Source organism: Catenibacterium sp. UBA627 (assembly GCF_002299355.1).
Lineage (GTDB): Bacteria > Bacillota_I > Bacilli_A > Erysipelotrichales > Coprobacillaceae > Catenibacterium > Catenibacterium mitsuoka.
The window spans coordinates 17861-22092 of the sequence record NZ_DBPF01000154.1; the positions used below are offsets into that span (position 1 = coordinate 17861).

Annotated in this window: 5 protein-coding genes and 1 pseudogene; 4 read left to right on the forward strand and 2 right to left on the reverse strand. The window is 33.3% G+C overall.

The features are described from left to right. From B2S90_RS10580 to B2S90_RS10590, 3 genes are all read left to right on the forward strand, one after another. Positions 1-486: DUF5131 family protein (locus B2S90_RS10580; RefSeq protein ID WP_286697027.1), on the forward strand; the 486-nt coding region annotated here is incomplete at its 5' end. Between the two features lie 95 nt (positions 487-581). Continuing rightward, complete coding sequence (locus B2S90_RS10585) at positions 582-1517, forward strand: Abi family protein (protein WP_279068200.1); 936 nt, start codon at positions 582-584, stop codon at positions 1515-1517. Positions 1518-1945: 428 nt separating this feature from the next. After that, positions 1946-2707: an SDR family NAD(P)-dependent oxidoreductase gene (locus B2S90_RS10590; protein WP_286697028.1), complete on the forward strand. Its 762-nt coding sequence runs from the start codon at positions 1946-1948 to the stop codon at positions 2705-2707. A 27-nt stretch (positions 2708-2734) separates the two neighbouring features. On the opposite strand, the gene B2S90_RS10595 is transcribed toward B2S90_RS10590, so the two are convergent. After that, entirely contained in the window at positions 2735-3379 is a 645-nt protein-coding gene (locus B2S90_RS10595) for a hypothetical protein (RefSeq protein ID WP_278779516.1), read from the reverse strand. A 110-nt stretch (positions 3380-3489) separates the two neighbouring features. Here B2S90_RS10595 and B2S90_RS10600 point away from each other — a divergent pair, with 110 nt between their 5' ends. Then, on the forward strand, positions 3490-3948 hold the full coding sequence (locus B2S90_RS10600; RefSeq protein ID WP_286697029.1) for an MATE family efflux transporter: 459 nt from the start codon (positions 3490-3492) through the stop codon (positions 3946-3948). Between the two features lie 75 nt (positions 3949-4023). Here the strand turns inward: B2S90_RS10600 and B2S90_RS11025 are convergent. Continuing rightward, positions 4024-4232, reverse strand: a pseudogene (locus B2S90_RS11025) (transposase); the annotation flags it as partial.

Here is a 4232-nt window from a genome sequence, read left to right on the forward strand (position 1 = left end):
CGTGCAGATGAACGAATACCACTTTTTTTAGATATTCCTGCTAAACATAGAGGTGTGATGTTAGCCCCTCTTATAGGTCCTATAGATCTAGAGAGATATCTAGATGGACGTATAGAAGAAGTGACATGCGGTGGAGAGAATTATGGTGGTACAAGAGCATGTGACTTCGATTGGATTAAATCTTTACATAATCAATGTGTGAATAAGAATACATCATTCACTTTTATTGAGACAGGATCTCATTTTGTGAAGGATGGTATTCATTATCGAGTAAAAGGGAAAGTAGCTCAGACAAGAATAGCCTATCGTTCTAGAATGAATTATCAAGGAAAGAAACCTGTTTATCATCTTTATGATTTCTTTGATAATGAATTAAGAGAAGATCAATTGTATAAAAGAGAATTTAGTGAACATTGTATAGAATGTGCATCAAAACCTATATGTAATGGATGTGCAAGAAGATTTGGATGTAAACAATGTCTTTGATAATGAGAAAAAAGTAGTTTTAAATAGTATGAATAAGTAGAAGACTATAAGAGTAATTCTTATAGTTTTTTTGATACGTTTAAAGGAGATTGATGATGGAAAATGATAAACCAAGATTATCTCTAGATGAACAGATTCAACATTTGAAAGACAAGGGAATACTTTTCAATATCATGGATGAGGAATCAGCCAAACAATATCTCAAGTACAACAATAATTATTATAAGCTGACTTCTTTTAGAAAAAATTATGATAAACATCCAGGTGGAGAAAATGAGGGAAAGTATATTAATTTGGAATTTGCGTATCTAGTAGATGTGTCAATCATTGATATGCGTCTTCGCTATAGAGTAGTAGAAATGGCTTTGGATATTGAACATCATACTAAACTACAATTGTTAAGAAAAATAGATGAGTATGATGAAGATGGTTATCAAATCGTCAAAGATTATATTGATTCATTGGATGAAAAATACAGAAATTATTTATTTAATGAATTGAACAGAAATAGAGGAAATGCATATTGCGGAGATATGATTGAGAAATATGATAGGAATTATCCGGTATGGGTATTTCTTGAAATAATACCATTCGGAAGGATGGTCGCATTCTATTGTTTTTGTGCTAATCGTTTCTCTGACAAAGAAATGAAAAATAATTATTATGGATTATTAACTTGTAAAAGAATTAGAAATGTAGCGGTTCATAGTAATTGTATATTGAATGATTTGAGACCCCATACTGCAGAGCATCTAACAAATAAAGACATTATAAAGGAATTGATACGTATTCCATATATGAATTCCAATTTTAGAAAAAATAGAATGAGTAATGTGAGAATTCAACAGATCATCACATTATTCTATATGCACAAGAAAATGGTAAGAAGTGAAGGAGTTACCTTATACGAAAGTAGGGAATTGAAGAAATTAATGAGAAGAATTGATGAAAATTGTAGTTATTATAAGACAAATACACTAATCCATGGAACTTTCAAATTTCTTGGATTAGTAGTTGACAATTGGTTTTAGACAAGGTACTATCAAAGTGGCTGGAAAAAGATATTCTTTTACGGTTGCGGCATTGGTCAAACGATGTTTGCACGGGTTTTCTATTAACGGACCTCTTCGGAGGTCTTTTTTACAGATTAAAAAATACATGTTTCCATGTGTCTTACTTAATAGTTGGATTGTAGTAAGTAAAAAGACGCTTCAAAATTCTCAGATCAGTCATTGACAGTTGGTTTTAGATAGTGTATTGTTGTAACAGATGGAAAAAGATATTCTTTTACAGTAGCGGCATTGTGTAAATGATGTTTGCTCGGGTTTTCTATTAATAGACCTCTTCGGAGGTCTTTTTCTTTGTTATGATATGTAAGCGTTGACACTATATTCACTTGCTATATAATATAACTAGAGTAAAGTAATTGTATACTTAGGTATATAACGAGGAGGATAGTATGATTAGCTTTGATTTAACTGGAAAAGTTGCAGTTATTACAGGGGCATCAAGTGGTCTAGGAGAACAATTCGCAAAGGCATTAAGTGAACAGGGATGTGATGTGGCAGTACTTGCACGTAGAGTAGAAAGATTAGAAGAACTTTCTAAGAAACTTAAAGAAAATGGACATGATTGTTTACCAGTTGCATGTGATGTAACAAATGAAGAGAGCATTAAAGAGGCAGTAAAAAAGATTGAAGAACATTATGGACATATTGATATTCTTGTAAATAATGCAGGTGTTGTAGAATATTCAAGTGGATTACATGATCATACAACAGAACAATGGGATAAGGTTCTCAATACAGACTTAAAGGGCGTCTTTTTAATGGGAAGAGAAGTGTCTAAAGTAATGATAAAGCAGAATTCTGGTAAGATTATTAATATTGCTTCTGTAGGTGGTATTCAGGCAGGACCTGCTCAGGTGAGCTATTTTGCAGCTAAGGGTGGTGTAGTAAACCTCACTAAAGCTATGGCAGGAGATCTAGCTCCTTATGGTATTCTTGTGAATGCGATTGCGCCTGGTGTCTATGATACTGAAATGACACATGGTGCATTAGATGCTCCAGGGTCTCTTGTATTAAAGAATAGAGTGGCATTAAAGAGATTTGGTAGAGAAGGCGAAATGAATGGTGCACTTGTTTATTTTGCAAGTGATGCATGTACATATACAACAGGTCAGACACTTGTGGTTGATGGTGGTATGACTTCAATGCTATAAAAAATGACACGGGAATCCCGTGTCATTTTACTTAATAGTTGGATTGTAGTAAGTAATATGATGCTTCTTACAATAAGCATTGATTGCAGCTCTCCAGTCGGTATTTTTAGTATATTCGACTAAATAAGTCGCAATACCTTTTTCCTGGCATGTACTTAAATATTTCTTTAATCGCGTTGATACTTCAGTATCCTGTTTTACATACTTCTTACCCTGTTTCTTAGTCATCATACTAGTCTGGTTTATACCTGCAACCATCTTAGCATTTTTATAAACAGTTTCTCTATAATCATAGGCATTATTCACAATAACTTTTAACTTATTCTGATTTGCTTCCTTAATAAGAGCATCTAATGCATCTGCATCATCAATCTTACTAATAAAAATACCATCAGCCTTTAACTTTTCAGCTTTATGATGTGGTTTCTTTAAATTCATATAGAAATAAATCTGTTTAGATTTCTTTCTTAAAACTTTCATATCTTCTGTAGTTAAACCTTTACTTCTTACTACAATAAGATCATAGTGTTTCTTCATCTTAAGAAGCTCACTCTTTTTCTTTTTAGTAAGGACTGCATATGTACTCGCCTGTGATTTAACAGCTGTTTTAGAAGAACATCCAGTTAATACAAAGAAAGCACATAATACTAGTGTTAATATTTTTTTATACATTTTCTCATACCTCGCATCTCTTACATTATCACAATTTTTTCATTATGTGAACCTAGATTGTTTTAAGTGTGAAGTAGTTTTATAATAAATAACCAAAAGGGGAAAGTTATATGACACAATATGAATCACAGTATGAGAGAATGATCAAGCAGCCAATCCCTTCTCTGATACTTACTCTCGCATTACCAACAACAATCTCAATGTTAGTGACTAATATATATAACATGGCTGATACTTACTTTGTCTCTACAGTAGGAACAAGTGCTACAGGTGCAGTAGGGATTGTTTTTGGATTGATGGCGATATTACAAGCTTTTGGCTTTATGTTTGGGCATGGAGCAGGCGCAAACATATCAAGAAGACTAGGGGCAAAAAGAGTAGAAGAAGCACGTATTTTTGCATCTACAAGCTTTTTTGGCTCACTCTTTTTTGGTGCTTTGATTGCGATACTAGGTCTTACATTCCTAAAACCGCTTATGTATTTAATGGGTTCAACTTCTACTATATTACCTTATGCAAGAGCCTATGCCTTCTTTATTTTGATTGCTGCACCGGCCATGACTTCATAAATAAATCCTTTCGTTTGTCATAGGCGGAAACCCACTGCGTTTAGGCGGTGGGAGGAGCCTCGTAAATCGTATCTATTATTCCTGACTTTCAATATATTTTTGTATAGTTGCTGATGATATTTCTCCAATGCTACAAGCAAAATAACCATCTGACCAAAATGTTTTTTTCCTTCCAATACTGTCTTGATAAGACCGAACTATACTTTTGCCATAAGTGGTATGTTGTTTCCTGCTTTACAATTTTGACAATATCGCAGACTATATCTGTTGTATCGTAACTTAAT

What these genes read in the sequence shown, in the direction of transcription:
- B2S90_RS10585 (WP_279068200.1), top strand. Translation starts at nt 582, where the DNA reads ATGGAAAATGATAAACCAAGATTATCTCTAGATGAACAGATTCAACAT.
- B2S90_RS10590 (WP_286697028.1), top strand. Translation starts at nt 1,946, where the DNA reads ATGATTAGCTTTGATTTAACTGGAAAAGTTGCAGTTATTACAGGGGCA.
- B2S90_RS10595 (WP_278779516.1), bottom strand. Translation starts at nt 3,379, where the DNA reads ATGTATAAAAAAATATTAACACTAGTATTATGTGCTTTCTTTGTATTA.
- B2S90_RS10600 (WP_286697029.1), top strand. Translation starts at nt 3,490, where the DNA reads ATGACACAATATGAATCACAGTATGAGAGAATGATCAAGCAGCCAATC.